Origin of the sequence: Marisediminitalea lipolytica (assembly GCF_001758465.1) — a bacterium.
Classification (GTDB): Bacteria; Pseudomonadota; Gammaproteobacteria; order Enterobacterales; family Alteromonadaceae; genus Alteromonas; species Alteromonas lipolytica.
Genome location: NZ_MJIC01000015.1, coordinates 699096 through 715766 on the forward strand (window position 1 = coordinate 699096; position 16671 = coordinate 715766).

The 16671-nt window shown below is 50.5% G+C and carries 14 protein-coding genes and 1 pseudogene; 13 read left to right on the forward strand and 2 right to left on the reverse strand.

Features of this window, described 5'->3' with window-relative positions; genetic code table 11:
* Positions 1–50 precede the first annotated feature (50 nt).
* Positions 51–947 carry a LysR family transcriptional regulator gene (locus tag BFC17_RS17595; RefSeq protein ID WP_070177784.1) on the forward strand — a complete coding sequence of 299 codons (897 nt, stop codon included), beginning with the start codon at positions 51–53 and terminating at the stop codon, positions 945–947.
* Positions 948–1020: 73 nt separating this feature from the next.
* Positions 1021–1302 (forward strand): annotated as a pseudogene (locus BFC17_RS22330) (IS5/IS1182 family transposase); the annotation flags it as partial.
* A gap of 232 nt (positions 1303–1534) precedes the next feature.
* Here the strand turns inward: BFC17_RS22330 and BFC17_RS17600 are convergent.
* Positions 1535–1978, reverse strand: a complete 444-nt coding sequence (locus BFC17_RS17600; RefSeq protein WP_070177785.1) for an Hsp20 family protein — start codon at positions 1976–1978, stop codon at positions 1535–1537.
* A 249-nt stretch (positions 1979–2227) separates the two neighbouring features.
* Between BFC17_RS17600 and BFC17_RS17605 the strand changes: the two genes are divergently transcribed.
* From BFC17_RS17605 to BFC17_RS17615, 3 genes are read left to right on the forward strand one after another with little or no spacing between them, the layout of a single operon-like run.
* On the forward strand, positions 2228–3271 hold the full coding sequence (locus BFC17_RS17605; protein ID WP_139142116.1) for a 5'-methylthioadenosine/S-adenosylhomocysteine nucleosidase family protein: 1044 nt from the start codon (positions 2228–2230) through the stop codon (positions 3269–3271).
* Positions 3271–4221, forward strand: coding sequence for a hypothetical protein (locus BFC17_RS17610; RefSeq protein WP_070177786.1), 951 nt, complete (start codon positions 3271–3273; stop codon positions 4219–4221). The genes BFC17_RS17605 and BFC17_RS17610 overlap by 1 nt, the downstream gene beginning before the upstream one ends.
* Before the next feature lie 10 nt (positions 4222–4231).
* Positions 4232–4849: a flavin reductase family protein gene (locus BFC17_RS17615; RefSeq protein WP_070177986.1), complete on the forward strand. Its 618-nt coding sequence runs from the start codon at positions 4232–4234 to the stop codon at positions 4847–4849.
* On the opposite strand, the gene BFC17_RS17620 is transcribed toward BFC17_RS17615, so the two are convergent.
* Complete coding sequence (locus BFC17_RS17620) at positions 4833–6533, reverse strand: GGDEF domain-containing protein (RefSeq protein ID WP_175439593.1); 1701 nt, start codon at positions 6531–6533, stop codon at positions 4833–4835. The genes BFC17_RS17615 and BFC17_RS17620 overlap by 17 nt on opposite strands.
* Before the next feature lie 214 nt (positions 6534–6747).
* On the opposite strand from BFC17_RS17620, the gene BFC17_RS17625 reads away from it, so the two are divergent.
* The 8 genes from BFC17_RS17625 to BFC17_RS17660 all read left to right on the forward strand — a co-directional run bounded on the left by BFC17_RS17625 (position 6748) and on the right by BFC17_RS17660 (position 16647).
* On the forward strand, positions 6748–8115 hold the full coding sequence (locus tag BFC17_RS17625) for an efflux transporter outer membrane subunit (RefSeq protein ID WP_070177788.1): 1368 nt from the start codon (positions 6748–6750) through the stop codon (positions 8113–8115).
* Positions 8112–9329: an efflux RND transporter periplasmic adaptor subunit gene (locus BFC17_RS17630; protein WP_070177789.1), complete on the forward strand. Its 1218-nt coding sequence runs from the start codon at positions 8112–8114 to the stop codon at positions 9327–9329. Before BFC17_RS17625 ends, BFC17_RS17630 begins: the two co-directional genes overlap by 4 nt.
* Positions 9329–12493, forward strand: coding sequence for an efflux RND transporter permease subunit (locus BFC17_RS17635; RefSeq protein WP_070177790.1), 3165 nt, complete (start codon positions 9329–9331; stop codon positions 12491–12493). Before BFC17_RS17630 ends, BFC17_RS17635 begins: the two co-directional genes overlap by 1 nt.
* Positions 12471–13145, forward strand: coding sequence for a response regulator transcription factor (locus tag BFC17_RS17640; protein ID WP_070177791.1), 675 nt, complete (start codon positions 12471–12473; stop codon positions 13143–13145). The genes BFC17_RS17635 and BFC17_RS17640 overlap by 23 nt, the downstream gene beginning before the upstream one ends.
* A 10-nt stretch (positions 13146–13155) precedes the next feature.
* A complete protein-coding gene (locus BFC17_RS17645; protein WP_229680928.1) occupies positions 13156–14418 on the forward strand; it encodes a sensor histidine kinase in 1263 nt (420 codons plus the stop codon).
* 23 nt (positions 14419–14441) lie between these two features.
* Positions 14442–15041 (forward strand): pentapeptide repeat-containing protein, encoded by a 600-nt coding sequence (locus BFC17_RS17650; RefSeq protein WP_070177793.1) that lies wholly within the window; start codon positions 14442–14444, stop codon positions 15039–15041.
* 53 nt (positions 15042–15094) lie between these two features.
* Positions 15095–15382 (forward strand): peptidylprolyl isomerase, encoded by a 288-nt coding sequence (locus BFC17_RS17655; protein ID WP_070177794.1) that lies wholly within the window; start codon positions 15095–15097, stop codon positions 15380–15382.
* Between the two features lie 251 nt (positions 15383–15633).
* Entirely contained in the window at positions 15634–16647 is a 1014-nt protein-coding gene (locus tag BFC17_RS17660) for a cytochrome-c peroxidase (protein ID WP_070177795.1), read from the forward strand.
* Positions 16648–16671 lie beyond the last annotated feature (24 nt).

Genomic DNA, 16671 nt, shown 5'->3' on the forward strand with positions numbered 1-16671 from the left:
ATAGTGTGTATTATCCACTGCCCTAAACACAGTGCTGAATAGGATTCTATATGCTCAACATTTGGCGCCTAAAGCTACTCGTTCAATTTCAAACCCTTGGCACCATGCAACGGGTGAGTGAAGTCATGCACACCAGTATTGCGACTGTCTCGCAGCAACTGAGCTTGCTGGAAGAGGAAACCACTCTGATCTTATTTGAAAAAGTCGGGCGAAAAGTGCAATTAACCCACGAAGGCTTGGCATTGGTGGACAAAGTCAGGCCTGTATTAAACCAGTTAGCCGACATTGAACATTCGATAAAAGATAATGCCGAAGACGTTCAGGGCACTGTCAGAGTAGCGGCTTTTACCAGTGCTCTGGAGAAAATTGTGATCCCTGCCACAGTCAGGGTGTCCAGCACTCATCCTAAACTGCAGATCCGTTTAACCGAAATGGAGCCTGAGAGCAGCTTATCTGCTCTGGATACCTATCAGTTTGATGTGGCCATAGTGGCATATTCTGAAAAACCACATTTACTGGAGTCCAGTCACCGGCAGGTAATTAAACTCGGTACAGATGACCTGAAGGTTGTAGTGAGTGAACAGCATCCTCTCGCCACACAAAAGCAAATCCATATGGAGCAACTAAAAGATGAAAAGTGGATACTGGAGCCAGAGGGTACGTACCTGCGTGAGCAAACCAAGCAATTGTGTCGCCAGGCCGGGTTTGAACCAAATGTGGTTAACGTAGTACAAAGCTATCTTTCAATGCACTCGATGATTGCCGCCGAATTGGGCATTGGTATTCTGCCGGAACTGGCTATCATTAACTCTGTGCCAGGCATCCGTATAGTGAATATTAAACCGCTAGCTTCCCGGGATATCTATTTAGTGACCCGCAAAAATGCCACGACAACCCGCGCGATCAGTATTATGAGTGAGGCGCTGTCTCAACAATCACTCTTTTAAACTCTCACCATAGAGCTGTCCCATTAAAGGGGAAGTGGATATATCACTAACCGATCCCGAAGCCAGATTGCTTAAAACCAGAAATATGGAACGCTGGATTCATGAAGCAGAAGCAGAAGCAGAGGCCATGCTAGAACGTCTCGCAAACGCCCCCGAAACACCATTGATCAGAAAACAAACTGTTTAGCATCCCTTCGGGACGATCAAAATGTGGATGGGCGCAACTCACTTTTTGACAAGACGATTCAAAAACGTCAGTACCGAGATGAGTCTCCATGTTCTTGCCTACAACATGAAGAGAATGATTGCGATTATGGGCCTACAAGCACTAACAAAAGCCATCACAGAAGCATAAGCTCTCTCATTTTGACTCGTCCTTGATAAATTAAGGTGCTGTAAAAAAATCGGGATCGAAATCTTCTTCGAAGATTTCTAAATTTGGATATTCATCACCAGTGACAAGTAAGTGCAGTTTCAGCGATAGTTGCCATTTGAGAATGAGACTTTACTACTTTCCTAAAAATCTGCGGGCATAAAAACGGCGCCCGAAGGCGCCGAAGGTTGAAAACACAAAGTGAGGGGGAACGTTATTCGTTATCGAACATGCGTCCACCTATTTCTATCTTACGTGGCTTCTTAGCTTCCGGGATCACTCTTTCCAGATCCACATGGAGCAGGCCGTTTTCCAGGTCGGCAGTGAGCACTTTTACGTGGTCGCCAAGCTGGAACTTACGCTCAAAATTACGCTCTGAAATGCCTTTATGCAGGAACTTACGTTCTGTTTTATCGCTATCGCTGTTTTTAGTACCAGTAATCGACAGGGTGTTGTCTTCCACCACAATATTAATGTCGTCTTTACTAAACCCAGCAATCGCCATGGTAATTCGGTATTTGTCTTCCGCCAGCAGTTCAATGTTGTAAGGCGGATAAGTGCTTTGCTTTTCGGCGCGGCTGGCTGCATCAACTAAAGATGCCAGGTGGTCAGAACCAATGAATGAACGGTAAAGTGGAGATAGATCGATAGAACGCATAGTCATACCCTTTATTAAGCAATATGTTTTAAGTTAGTTGCCCCGGTATCCGGCGGCGGTTATGTCGGCCTTACTGTTAAGCACCGACAATAACTAAGTAAGGACACGGCAACCGAATTCAAGACAAAAATAAAAATTTTTTCGACAAGACCGTCATAAGTCACGAGAAACTCACTCCCCTTTGTGGGTTAAAGCCTGTTAGCATAAGGTATAAGTAAATTATCAGCCTGTGCAGGGATTGATTCACACATGACATATTTTAACCGTTCTGTAGTTACCCGGATCCAGCGACTGACAAGACCTGTTTTGGTTGTCGCGTTATTATTTATAAGCGCCGGGTGTCAAACCTACACACCATCTTCGCAAGATGCTTATGGCCCGCGCTTTAGCGAACATGAAGCGGGATTCACCGCCATCGTGGTGGCTTATGCACCGGAAATGGAAGGTATTTTAGGTCGGATAGAAGCCGACCCAAATGCCAGTATAACGAAAATGCAAACCTATAAAGGCATTCAATATCGCATTGGCCGTTATCACGATGAGCCGATACTGGTTTTTGCTACCGGCATGAGCATTGCCAATGCGGCAATGAGTATGCAAATGGCGCTGGATTATTTTCCGGTAAAACAGGTGGTTTATATGGGGATCGCCGGGGCGGTGAACCCTGCGTGGCAGCCCGGCGATGTGATAGTTCCGGCGCGTTGGTATTACCATGACGAAAGTGTCTACGCTAATCCGGACCCGGCCAATCCCGGTGAGTCGATTCTACCGGCTTATTACGCCCGGTTTATGGCTGAACAGCCGGATCGCCGTGCAGCGGATCCGAATTACCCTCATTACAAGCCGTTTCATTTTATTCACCCCGATGAAGTGTTAATTATTAAAGACGGTATGGAGAAGCCCCAGGATACCCCTTATTTCTCCGCTACACCGCGCTTGCTGGCGGCGGCCAAATCTGCGTTGGCTGCTATGCCACCGCAACTTATTCTGGGAGAGCGCGAGGCCACCTTAAGCGTGGGCGGTAACGGCGTATCCGGCTCGGTTTTTCTGGATAACCGTGAGTACCGAAAATGGACCCGCGAGGTGTTTCAGGCTGAGGTGACCGAGATGGAGTCAACGGCAATAGGGCAGGTTTGCACGGTAAACGAAGTGGATTGGGTCGTGATTCGGGCGATCAGCGATTTAGCCGGTGGTCAGGAAGGGGTAAATGTAGAACATATTTACGATAAAGAAGTCTCGCGGGTTGGCGCTAACGCCTTGTTTGCTGTGCTCGATGAACTGGCGGCGCAATAATGCGGCGCTACGTTATTGCTCTGATTTTTCTGCTGGGCGGCACAGTAGCCCCCTGCGCCTTAGCGGCCAAGGCCGAAAGCCAGGCCGTGGATGAAACATCGCAACACGCTTTGGCAAAATATTATGCTGAGCTTGTTGGCAAACTGGCATTGGTAGACTGGTTGTTTGCCTCTATGTCGGATGTCTGTGATATGGAGGTAGGCCTGCCAGGCGAGTCTTATTCAGATATCGATTATGCGCTTCGCCTGCAGACAAACGTGAGTTTTTTTCAGTGGCGTAAGCAGTTTAGCGATCCCGCTCAGGAAGCCAAACTGGTGAAGCAGCTGGTAAGCAGTACGCTGAATGACATTGGCGGCTGCGAGGAGGAGGCAGTAAACCAGTGGTTTAAAGGGATGCAGCAAAATATGCTTGAGCCCACCATTGCTAAGCTTAAGGAGCTGCCTGAGCTCATGGGGCTCACCATGAACGCGCCAAGCGACGACCAGTTGGCCAAGGTCTTTGCTCATCAACTCGCGAAAGCGGATGAGTTGTCATTAGATGAGCTGCGTGGGCTGGCCGGCGCGCTGCAAAGTGGCCTGTACCGTTACAGCATGCTGGTATTTTCCGACAACGTAGTGAAGAACCTGCCAGCGGCGGTATCGTTGCGGGAGAAAATCTATGCAAGGTCGCAGCAAGTCAGCGATCTTTATGAACTGGCTAACAGCACCAGACGGGTTGATAAAGACAAGGCGATAACGCTGTTTAATGAAGCGGCAGAAAAGGGGAGTTTCCGGGCTCAGCGTTGGTGGGGCAACTACCTCGCGTGTAATGGGCAAAGCCAACAAGCGTTACACTGGCTGCAGCAGGCCAGGGCAACAAAACCGGACGAAGCCGACTTTATTAACGACTTCATTGCCGAAATTAACGAACTGGGCGAGCCAACCAACTGCATTGATGGTTGGCCGGAATAACGGGTTTTTTATGTCTGCACCATTTTATTCTTATCAGCCAGCCAAGGGGCACGGTTTACCTCATGATCCGTTTAAAGCCATTATTGCGCCGCGTCCTATTGGCTGGATTGCGTCACAAAGTGAATCTGGTATCGCTAACTTAGCGCCTTACAGCTTTTTTAACGCCTTTAATGGGGCGCCGCCCATTATTGGTTTTGCCAGCGTAGGTTTTAAGGACAGCGTAAGGAATATTCAGGCCACCGGCGAGTTTTGCTGGAGTCTGGCCACCCGCGAACTGGCCCTGCCGATGAATCAGTCCAGTGCCAGCGTCGACGCTTCGATAGATGAGTTTGAACTGGCCGGATTGGAAAAACGCGCATCAACGCTGGTGAGTGTTCCCCATGTGGCGGCAAGCCCCGCGTCGATGGAGTGCAAAGTAACCCAGATTATTCAGCTTAATGATATGCATGGTCAGCAGTGCGATACGTGGCTGGTATTAGGCCAGGTTGTGGCCGTGCATATCCAGCAGGCGTTTCTTACAGACGGTGTATTTGATACCGCCGGAGCCGCTTCTATTATGCGGGCTGGTGGTCTGGGTGATTATTTTAGTGTTAGCGAAGACGCCAAATTTATTATGGGGCGACCGTAGTTACCAGCTGATTTCGGCCGTTGTGCTTGGCTTTATACAATAAGGCATCGGCGGCCTGAATAAGTGCTTCCACCGGCTCGCTGCCGTCACCCGCCACCGCGCCCATACTAAAGGTTATCGTGAGTTCGTGTCCGGCAGCTGAAACCGTTCGGATAGCAGACTGCATACGTGTAAATAAGGCATTCACTGCTTTAAGCTCGGTATTGGTCATGATGATCAGCCATTCCTCACCGCCCCAGCGGCCCAGCCTGTCCTGCTGGCGGATGAGTTTATTAGTACGCTGGGCAAATTCTGTCAGAACTACATCACCAGCATCATGGCCGTAAGTGTCGTTGACTGATTTAAAATGATCGATGTCAGCAAGCGCCACCACAAACGGCTGCTTACGCAGTTTACTGTTAGCGCTTACCTGCTCGGCAAAATGCTGGATTGCCCGGCGATTAAGCACCTGGGTCAGGCCATCGGTGTTGGCCAGTTTTTCAAAATGATCCGCGGCACGGCGCTTTTTAATAAACAGCAGGCTTACCATGGTCAGTCCCAGCACGGCACAAATTAGGGCCAGAATATAGATCAGGCGCTGCTGCTCTTGTTTTTCTGCTGCCAGCGCCTGCAGGCGGGCTTGTTGTTGAGCCTGTTCCAGCTGCCGTGCCTGTTCTACCAGCTCAAAGCTGGCGTATTCACGGGCCAGCGATTTGTTCTTATCAATGATTTCACGTAATTTCAGCGCCTGTTCATGCAAAATACTGGCACGTTGCCATTGTTGTTGTTGGGTTGCGCTGGCTATCTCTTGTTCGGTGAGCGCCAGTTGTTGACTGCTGTTTAACGCTGTAACAGGCACTGTTATAAGTGAGGTCTGTGGGCTGGTGGAAGCAAATAATTCTGCGGCCATCAGTTTTAAATCGATCTCTCGTGAGGTTGCGCCCAGTTTTTGCGCCAGACTAATGGCTTCACTCAGATATTGCTCTCCCTGCTGCAAATTATTCCTGGCTGAGGCATCGCGGGCCAGTACTTCCAGTGCGCTAACCTTTAACAGGGTATCGGGGAGCTGTTGATACTGGCGCACAATAGCCAGAGACTGATTAAGCTGTTGCTGACTTTGCGGTGTATACCACAATAATATTGCCGCCCGCATTTTTACCGCTTGCTGCGGATGGTCCAGCAGCGGGCTGAGTAATTCTCGTACCGACTGGTAAAATTCAATATCAAAGTGAATGGTTGCAACCGCCAGTTGCAATGATGCACTCTCCTGTGGCTCCAGGTTTTTCAGCATGTCGTTAGTAAGCAGATGAGTGAGCGACAAGGCTTGTTTGGTCTGACCCTGACGTAACGAATAGCTGGCCAGTAACTGGTAATAAAAGGCTTGTTCGGCAACGCCTGACTGGCTGAAATCCTGAGTCAGTAACCTTGCCTGAGCGTCGTTAGCATCGGTCTGGAGCTTAAATAAGCTGATGTAAATAGTGGCCGCATCGACGACTCTGCCTAAACGGTTATCCAATGGCGCCGGGCAAGAACTCAAGATACTCTGGCTGAGCGCTTCCACTGCATGCAGATCCTGTGTGGTGGTATTATCGATAAGCTGACGCTGGTATTCACTTGCGCTCAGGCAATCTTTTGCCAATGGCTGTGACACAGGCAGGCAGCAAAGTAAGCCTGCTAGTAATAATCCCCGGGTTATCAATGTCACATTTTCCTGATGCTGCTTAACGCGCTGTTTTCTTGTAATAAATATAACCATTGAGCGGGGAAACGCAAAACGGGATTTATTAATCGAGCGCAATACATGCTGAATATCAGCTTTTGTTTCCGGCGGCATCTTAGTTGAGTCGGATTTTACCGTTAACCCGCCCTTAACCCTGCGCTTTGTAAACTGCTCGCATGATAGAAATTAAGGTGATTTCATGCGACGTTCCATTTTTGCCATAACGCTGGCTTTTACCCTTGGAGGCTGCGCTAGTTTCGGTTCTGCAGACAGTGCCGACAGCTACAGTGCCAGGGCGCAACAGCAAACCAGTAACATTGCCGCATGGCAGGGCCCGGTTGATGGCGCACAGCGCGTTTCTGCCATCACTGATTTAGTCAGCTCAGCAGAAATTACCCGTTTAATTAACGAGGCACTGGCTCATAACCCCGGCATGCAACAGCAATATCTGGCGCTTAAAACCGCGCAGGTAGCGCGGCGAAGCGTCAACGCTAATCGCATTCCCAGTGTCTCCGCAGGGCTCAACGGAAGTCGACAGGAAAATAATGACGCCAGCTACACCGGTAGTTTAAGTGTGAGCTGGGAACTGGATCTGTGGCAAAAACTGGGTGATAACGTGGCGGCTGCCGACTGGGCCATTGCCGCGAGCGAAGCGGATGTGCAGGCGGTGCAAAATGAGCTGGCGGCGCAGGTCATTCGAGCCTATTTGCAGGTGAGCTACTATCAGCAGCTTATCGATATTGAACACAGCCGCCTGGCGTTGCTGCAAAACAACGAAGACTTAATTAAACAGCGCTACCGTTCCGGTTTAGGCGTTTTGGACGATCTGGATACGGCCAGAACCTCATCGGCTTCGAGTCGGGCAGATATTGCTGCGTATCAGCAGTCGCTTGGTGAATCAGTGCGGGCATTAGGCGTGCTACTTGGTCGCTCACAGCTTACGGTTGCCGATATTAAGCTGCCGTCGGCGTTACCTGATGTTCTGCTGCCACTGCCCGGCGTCCCCGAACAGGACCTGTCGCAACGGCCGGATCTCATGTCGGCCTACGCCGATATCCGCACCCGCGAGTATGAGTCGAAAGCCGCCTATAAAGCCTTATTGCCGTCCATTAGTTTATCCGCTGCATTAAACGATGTTGCCAGCACGCCTGCTCAGGCCTTACTGACTAACCCGGTGTGGAGCCTGCTTGGCCAGATTACCGCGCCGCTGTTTCAGGGCGGTGCACTGCGCGCCAATATTGAGAGCAGTGAGCTGGCAATTCTTAACAGCTGGTGGGGGTATCAAAGTACGCTGCTGTCGGCGGTGCAGGAAGTAGAAGACGCACTGACGCAGGAACAGAGCCTGATTATCCAAACCGCCGCCATTGAAGAGGCGCTGGCCAATGCCCGGCGCAGTGCCGACAACTACACCGGCAAATATCGTCAGGGACTGGCCGATGTGCTCGACCTGCTGTCGGTCTATCAACAAACCTACAACCTAAAAGCGCAGTTACTGCAGCTTCACTTTAACCAACTGAATAACCGAATCGATTTAGGCCTGGCGCTGGGCCTGGGAGTAAACGCATGACACCGACTAAAAAACGTATTCTGGGCACTGCCCTTGCCGCAGGTATTTTAAGCATCACCATTATGTCGGTATTCGGTCAGGCGGCGCCGACTGGTCCGGCACCTAAAGCCGGTGGTTCTCAGCCGCCGGTAATCGCCGGCAGAGCGCCAAAGCCTGAAGCCAGTGCGGCAAGGGTTGGCGTGGTGGATGTATCTGCAGGCACCCACCAGGCGGTAGTTAGTGGTTATGGTGAGGTGACTTCACGTTTTGTGTTATCGCTTACCTCTCAGGTGAGTGGCGAAGTGATGCGACTGGCCGACCATTTTGAAACCGGCGCGCGTTTTCGTAAAGGCGAGGTGATGGCCTACCTGAACGACACGGTTTATCAGCAAGCGGTAGCTGCCGCCAGAGTCAGAGTGGAAGAAGCGCGCGTGGCGCTGGAAGAAGAACGCTTGCAAGGCCTGCAAGCCCGGCAGGAATGGGAACGCTCGGGCCTTGATGGCGAACCCACCTCCGCCCTGGTATTGCGCGAGCCCTATTTAAAAGCTGCGCAGGCGGCACTGGACGACGCTAAGGCACAGCTAAGCAGCGCCGAGCGGGATTTGACCTTAACCCAAATCGTGGCGCCTTTTGATGCGGTGGTAGTGAGCCGTGATGTTCAGCCGGGCAGTTATATTCAGGCCGGTACTGCTATCGCCAACCTGTATTCGGTAAGTGAAGCCGAAATCGCCATACCCTTGTCGGCAGCCCAATGGCGTAATCTGCCGGAAAATCAACAAAGTGGTTTAAACGTAGCGATTACCGATATGGATGGTCTGAATCACTGGCGGGGCACTGTGGTGCGGATCGAGCAGCACCTGGATACCGGCAGCCGTCAGCGCGCGGCAATTGTGCAGGTACAACAACCGCTGGACCAGCCGGTGCCGTTGTACTTTGGCACCTATGTAACCGCGCAGATTGCGGGTAAAACCTGGAACAACATCTGGCAGATCCCGGCCAGCGCCGTGTCGCAAAAGCAGGAAGTTTGGTATGTCGATGCCGACAACGCGCTGTCTAAGGCGACCCCTGACATACTGTTTCAGGACAAAGACTACGCCTATATCCAGCCGGTTAATGGTATGACGGCAGCCGAAATTGTGGCCCGCCCGCTTAACAGTTATCTGGTGGGCACCAAAGTGCGTCATCAAATTCAGGCGCACTCACAAACATCATCTCAAGCGCAAGGAGTACAGTAATGGCCGATTCTCAACGGGGCATTATTGCCTGGTTTGCGCAAAACCCGATTGCCGCCAATTTATTAATGCTGTGCATTATCATCGCCGGTGTGTTGTCGGCGGGGGAGCTGCGTAAAGAAGCATTTCCCAGTATGGAACCGCGCTTTATAAACGTATCCATGACCTACGACAGCGGTGATGCCAAGCAAGCCGAGGAAGGCATCGCGATTAAAATCGAAAACGCGCTGGAGTCGGTGCCGGGCATAAAACGCATGACTTCAACCTCAACAGCGTCTGGCAGCAATGTCCAAATTGAAAAAGAAACCGACTACGACCTCGACACCTTAATGAGTGATGTAAAAAACAAGGTGGATGCCATCTTTAACTTTCCGTCTGACGCGGAAAATGCGGTGATTTCCAAAGGGCGTCGTCAGGACCACGTGATTTGGGTACAGCTATACGGCGATACCGATAAGGCCACGCTACAACAGTTAGGGGAACAACTGGAGCGAGAACTACTGGCCAAAAGTGGTATTAGTCAGGTGGAGGCCAGCTCCTACGTTGACCACATGATGTCGGTAGAAATCGACGAGGCCCGACTGCAGGCTTATGGCCTGACTATTAACGACGTGGCCGCGGCCATTAATGCAGAATCTTCCACTGCGCTGACTACCAGTTTGCGTAACAAAGAAAAAGTGATTCGCCTGAAAGCTTCTGAGCAGGCCTATTACACCGGCGATTTTGCCCGTATCCCACTGCTGGCCGATGCCTCGGGTACCTATCTTACCGTTGGTGATGTGACCAATATTGATGACATGTTTGCCGATGATGCTTATTCCCTGTCGCGTTACAACGGCAAAAATGGCTATGGTATTCAGGTGATCATGGATGAATACGGCGATGTGGAAAACATCGTAAAACAAACCAATGCGCTGGTGGCCGACTGGCACGAGCGTGGGTTGTTGCCTCAGGGCGTGGAACTTGAAACCTGGTACGACCGCAGCACGCTTATTACCGAAAGACTGGATCTGCTCACCAAAAATGCCGTTACCGGTATTGCCATGGTGTTTGTGGTGCTGGCTATCTTTCTTAACCTGCGCGTGGCTTTCTGGGTAGCCGCGGGCTTACCCTTTATTCTGTTCGGTACGCTGTTTTTTATGACCGACCGTTTCACCGGCTTAACCTTAAATGAGATGACCACCTTTGGTTTTATCATGGCACTGGGCATTGTGGTGGATGATGCGGTAGTGGTGGGGGAAAGTGTATATGCCACCCGGCAAAAATACGGCGACTCGCTGCACAATACCATTCTTGGCACCATGAAAGTGGCCGTACCTACTTTGTTTGGCGTGTTCACCACGGTGGCGGCTTTTGCTGCGTTATCTAATATTTCCGGTGGCCTGGGTAACCTGTACTCGCAGTTTGGCATGGTGGTGACTATCTGTTTGTTGCTGTCGGTTGTCGAGTCCAAGCTTATTCTGCCTGCTCACCTGGCGCATTTACCTACTCAATCTCGCAAAACCGATGGTATTGCCGGCGCCTGGGCCAGAGTTCAGGATGGGGCAACTAAGGGGTTGCGCTGGTTTAGTCTGGTGGTTTATCGGCCGGTGCTTAAATACGCGCTGAACTTCCGTTACGCGGTAATCCTGTTATTTATCGCCTTGTTTGTGTTAGTGATTGGCATGCCTCTGAACGGCACCGTGCGCGTTGGGTTTTTTCCGAGTTTACCGGGCGATACCGTTAGTGCGTCAATGACGCTGCAAAGTGATGCCAGCTATGGGCAGAACGAACGAAATATGCAGTGGCTGGAAGCTTCGCTCAATCAGGCCGATCAGCAACTGATGGAAAAATACGGCTCTGCCACATCGGGTATCAGCAGCCTGCAGGTGATGGCAAGTGGCGATCAGAGTGGCTCGATTACCGTTGAGCTGCAAAAAGACAAAGTGTATTCGCTGGATGAGTTGGCCAATACCTGGCGTGCTATTGCAGGAACGCCGGAAGGTGTGAAACAGCTTAAAATACAGTCGCGCCGGGAAATGGTAGATGCCTTTAAAGTCGAGCTGAAAAGCGTTAGCGATGAAACCCTGTTAATTGCCGAAGAGGCATTTAGAAATACCCTGCGCGATACCGCGGGTGTCACTAGTGTGGAGTCGTCCTTAACGCCGGGTGAAGCCATGATGCGCTTTGAACTCACACCACAAGGGCGTGCACTGGGCATGGATACGGCGAGTTTATCGCAGCAGCTGTTACAGGCCTTTGGTGGTGACATAGTGCAGCGTTACCTACGCAACAAAAACGAGATCAAGGTTCGGGTACGTTATCCGGAAGAAAAACGCAGTAACCCTGCGGATATTTTAAATGCACGGGTGCGCCTGAGCGATGGTACCGTAGTGCCGCTCAACGTGGTGGCGAGAATTATTCCGGATACCCAGCAAAAGCAGATCACCCGCATCGACGGCTTACGGGCCCTTACCGTTTCGGCATCAGTGGATGCTAATGTGGTCACGGCTACGGAACTGGTTAATTTGATGAATACCACGTTGGTGCCGCAGTTAACCAGCCTGCATTCGGACCTTTCTATCCACTTTGCCGGAGAAGCCGAGCAGCAGGAAGAAACTACCTCGTCCATGCAAACGCTGACCATCGTGGCGCTACTGGCCATTTATGCGCTATTGGCGATTCCGCTTAAATCCTATATTCAGCCGGTGATTATTATGGCGGCCATTCCCTTTGGTATTGTGGGCGCGATATTAGGTCACTGGAGTAATGGCCTGATGATCAGTTTGTTATCAATGCAGGGAATACTGGCGTTAAGCGGGGTGGTGGTGAATGACTCACTGCTGCTGGTGTCGCGCTTTAACGAGTTGCGCCGGGCTGGCCGACCAGCCAAAGGGGCCATTATGGATGCCTGCCACGGGCGCTTACGGGCTATTTTGCTAACGTCTTTTACTACCTTTGCAGGCTTGTACCCCATACTGGGTGAAACCTCCAAACAGGCGCAATTTTTAATCCCTGCGGCGGTTTCTTTAGGCTATGGTATTCTGTTTGCAACCTTTATTACTTTGTTACTGATCCCGGTGTTAATTTTAATTAACGAAGATGCCAGCGCATTGATTCAGCGCTTCAGCGCCCGCTTCAGTAAATCAACGGAAAGTCTGGTACATGATCAAACTGTTACTCGTTGAGGATGACCTTGATTTAGCCGGTAATATTATTGATTACCTGGAGCTTGAAGATATGCTGTGTGATCACGCCAGTAATGGCGTGGCCGCACTCTCGCTGATGGCAGAAGGGCACTATCAGGCCATTGTGCTGGACATTAACCTGCCCAAACTGGATGGCCTGCAGGTATGTGCCCGGGCCAGAGCCATCGGCAACGATACGCCCATCATTATGCTTACCGCCCGCGACCAGTTAAGCGATAAAGTCGCCGGCTTTGAACAAGGCGCTGATGACTATCTGGTAAAACCCTTTGCCATGGAAGAGCTAGTGGTGCGCGTTAAAGCACTGGCGAAGCGGCGCAGTGGCCAGCATACCCAGTTAAGTGTGGGGCCGTTGCAGCTGGATATTAATCAGAAAACCGCGCTCTATGGCAGTGAGCCACTAAAATGTTCGCCCACGGCCATGGCGATACTGGAGCAGCTTATGCGCGCTTATCCGCACCCGGTTAATCGCCAGAGCCTGATTGCCAGCGTGTGGGGCGAAGAAAGCCCTGATAGCAACAGTCTTAAAGTGCATATGCATAACCTGCGTAAGGCGCTGGATAGTGTTGGCAATGCCACTGTTAGCTTTACCGCCAATGTGGGCTTTCAGTTAGACGTGAGTGAGGAGAAGTAAATTGGCTGCTATGGAACTGAGTTTACGTCGCTACGTGGTCTTATCGCTGCTTGCTGTGGTGGGCGTGATGGTAATTGTGTTTTCGCTGATGTCGGCCAAGCAGTTTCTGGCGGGTATGGACGGCATGCTGCGTGGCACCATGGTACACATTGCCCGGCACACCGAGGTTACACAGGGTAACCCGGTAAAGGAGTTCAGTTTTACCATTGCTGCCGATTGGCAGGACCTACCCGCGAAGACCCGCGAAGTCTTTAATGGTGTAACACCAAAGCCTTTTCAATTATACAAAGAAGTGAAGCGCAAAACGATTTTTCACCGCCCCGATGAAGCCCATTTCTTGCTGGCAGTGAAGTTTGACAATGAGCCGGTGCGCTATGTGTCCCAGTCCTTTAATCCCCGTGACCCTGGAGATGAACCGCCGTTTCGGATGTCCCGCGAAGCCTGGATCCTGATTCTGGGCCTGGGCGTGCTGCTCGGGTTTACCCTGTTAGTACTTATTGTTATCCGCACTATCGCGCGCCCGGTAGAACGGTTGCAGAGCTGGGCAGACGGGGTAGGTAAAGGTGATGAGTTAACTCCGCCACCGCAGTTTCGTTATGCCGAACTGAATACCCTGGCACGCCTGTTTTATCAGGGTATGCTGGCAGTTAAACAAAGCGTAAAACGGGAGCAGGAATTTGTACGCCACGCCAGTCATGAACTGCGTACACCCATTGCGGTGATCAGAAGCAGTATGGATCTCATCGGCAAGGTGAGGCAGGAAGCTCCGGCGGATAAACTATCGCGACCGCTGCAACGAATCGAAAATGCGTCACACACCATGGTGGACTTAACCGAAACCCTGCTGTGGCTGACCAAAGTCGACAAAGGTGAGCTTGCCCTGTCTGACATCGCGCTGGACGAATTGCTGCAAAAAGTCACCGAGGAACTGGGCTATTTACTTCAGGGCAAGGACATTGAACTGACAATAGCAACCCAGCCCTGTGAGATTACTGAAAATGCCACAGCGCTGCGGATTGTGCTGGGTAACCTTATCCGTAACGCATTCCAGCATACCCAGCATGGCATTGTGCTGATTCAGCAAACCGGCGCCACCGTAACCATCATCAATCAGGAAGCTAATGCGCAGGATATACCTGACAGCAAAGAAGAACTGGGGTTTGGACTGGGGCTGCAAATGGTAAGTGAGTTAACTGCTTTGCTGGGCTGGTCCTACCAACATGGTAAGGCCGAGGACGGTAAATATACCGTGGTCATTACATTGCCAGCGTAACAATTAAGCTGCCAGAAGGACTTATGACAATATTAACGGATTCGACAGAATATTTTGAAGAAACTTTTAAAGGGCTGAATAACGCCGCGCAGCAGTTTATTGGGATCACCTTTGAGGAATGTGAATTTCTCGACTGTGATTTTTCTGAAAGCTGGTTTCGGGCGTGTAAGTTCACCAACTGTGATTTTGCCCGCTGTAACCTGAGTTTAACCGATATGGCCAACAGCCAGTTTTTTGGTGTGAACTTTAAAGATAGCAAGCTGGTGGGCGTGGACTGGACCAGAGCCGACTGGCCACAATACTATCGTGATTTTGAGCTTAAATTTACCCGTTGTATGCTCAATGATTCCTCCTTTTACGGGCTTACCCTCAATGAGCTGGTGCTGGAGGAATGCAAGGTACATGACGCGGATTTTCGTGAAGGCGACTTTACCGATAGTCAGATGACTCACTGCACTTTTGACCGCAGCCTGTTTGTGCACACCAATCTTACGCGGGTGGATTTTAGTGATTCAACCGGTTGCGCAATCGATGTGCTGGCCAACGAGATAAAAGGCGCAAAGTTTTCCACGGAGGAAGCGATTCATTTGCTAACGTCGCTGGGCATAGAGTTAGTCGATTGATAAACCGCCGTTAATCGTTATACTCCGCGTAAACGTATTGCACAGGAAAATACATGGCAACCGCAGCAGCATTACACATTCTGGTCAGAACCGAAAAAGAAGCCTTACAGCTTTTAGCGCTCCTTAAAAAAGCCCATGGTAAGAATTTCGCGACACTGGCGCGAAAGTATTCGATTTGTCCGTCAGCCAGAAAAGGCGGTGATTTAGGCGAGTTTCGTCGCGGCCAGATGGTTAAGCAGTTTGATGATGTGGTGTTTAAAAAAGAGATTCTCACCATTCATGGTCCGGTGAAAACCAAGTTTGGTTATCACCTGATTAAAACCCTTTATCGTAACGGCTAACAGGGTCGCACTAAAACGCAGCGTGCTCTGCTATGACCTGACATTTTTGTCATTCTTCTTGCCATTTGTGACAGGTTACTCTTCTTTTTAAATGTAAATAATTTGTTGATTTGGAAACAAATTTGTTTCACCTTGTTTGTTTTTTAGCATCTTTAGCCAAAAGTTTAAGCCTTTTTTAAGTTTTGCTTGAACAGGCATAAAGGTTGCTGTGTAGTAATAGTTTTCTTTACTCTTTCCCGGAAGCTATCACTATGGATTTTAAAAAACTTGTCCTGGCTGTCGTTTTAGGCAGCGTTGCCACCACAGCTCTGGCGGTTGATAAAAACGCCGTGCGTTCTCAGGCTAAAATGATGCATGGGCCGCTGCCTGCCGCTATGCCTGGTGCAGAAAATGACACGCCTGCACTGATTGATTTAGGTGAACGTTTATATTTTGAAACGGCACTGTCTGCCGATGGCACTCAGTCTTGCAACAGTTGTCACCGTATCGATGGTGGACGCGGCGGTGTGGATAACGAAGCGACTTCGCTGGGCGTAAAAGGCTCACGCGGCGATCGTAATTCGCCGTCGGTATGGAACGCCGGTTTTCATGTGGCGCAATTTTGGGATGGTCGTGCGGCAGACCTTGCTGCTCAGGCCAAAGGTCCTATCTTAAATCCGGTAGAAATGGCTATTCCGGATGAGCAAACTGCTATCAGTAACCTTAAGAAAGAAGGCTACGAGGCGTTATTTGCCGAGGTGTTTAAAGGCGAAGCCGACCCGCTGACTTATGACAATCTGGCCAAAGCCATTGGTGCCTTTGAGCGTACCCTCATTACCGTAGACCGGTTTGATAAATTTCTGGCCGGTGACGATACCGCTATCACGGACCTTGAAGCCAAAGGTTATCAAACCTTTGTACAATCAGGCTGTGCCTCATGCCACAATGGCGCGACCTTCGGCGGCTCTATGTATATGAAAATGGGTCTGGTTAACGCCTATGAAAACACTCATGACATGGGCCGTTTTGCCGTTACCAATAACCCGGCAGATAAGTTTGTATTTAAGGTGCCAAGCCTGCGTAACATTACTAAAACGGCGCCTTACTTCCATGATGGTGCCGTGGCTGAGCTCGACCAGGCAGTCTCTAAAATGGCCTGGATGCAACTGGGTCGTCAGTTAAGCGAGCAGGAACTGGCAGAGATTGTCGCTTTCCTGGGCGCACTGGAAGATACCCATACCATTACGGTTAAATACCTCAACAGCGATGCGGGTGTTGGCCATTAATCCCTGGCGGGATTGAACCACTTT